This window comes from Pseudoalteromonas sp. TB64, from assembly GCF_000498095.1.
Taxonomy (GTDB): domain Bacteria; phylum Pseudomonadota; class Gammaproteobacteria; order Enterobacterales; family Alteromonadaceae; genus Pseudoalteromonas.
Map to the genome: position 1 here is coordinate 1 of NZ_AUTQ01000038.1, position 648 is coordinate 648.

The window sequence follows — 648 nt, forward strand, 5'->3', positions numbered from 1 at the left end:
CCCGATACCGCCATTTTAAATTTATGCGGTGCACGCAGTCCTTTATAGCGGTTTTCAATTTCTATTGCGTGTCCAACGCTGTCTTGCACACCATAACGACACCAGGTACTACCCACACACGATTTAACGGTTCTGAGAGACTTACCATAAGCATGACCGGTCTCAAATCCCGCTTCTATAAGTCGCTCCCAAATAACAGGAAGCTCTTCTAAGCGCGCACCAAATAAATCAATACGTTGACCACCCGTTACTTTGCAGTAGAGGTTAAAGTCTTTTGCTACTTGTCCAATTACAATGAGTTTGTCGGGTGTTATTTCGCCACCAGCAATACGCGGTACAACAGAGTAAGAACCATCTTTTTGCATGTTTGCTAGGTACGTATCGTTAGTGTCTTGCAAGCCAACATGGGCAGGCTCTAAAATAAAGTCGTTCCATGTTGAGGCTAAAATAGAGCCAATTGCCGGTTTACATATTTCACAGCCATGACCGCTGCCGTGTTTAGTTAGTAAGTCATCAAAGCTTTTAATGCTTTCTACTTTTACCATGTGCAGTAGTTCTTGGCGTGAATACGCAAAGTGCTCACATACATGGTTGTTAACTTCAACACCGCGGCTCGCTAATTCATTATCGACAACTGATTTTAATAAC

General features: G+C 43.1%; 1 pseudogene. It reads right to left on the minus strand.

The window, feature by feature from the left end:
• Nucleotides 1–648: pseudogene (locus L647_RS0101170) on the minus strand (nitrite reductase (NAD(P)H)); the annotation flags it as partial.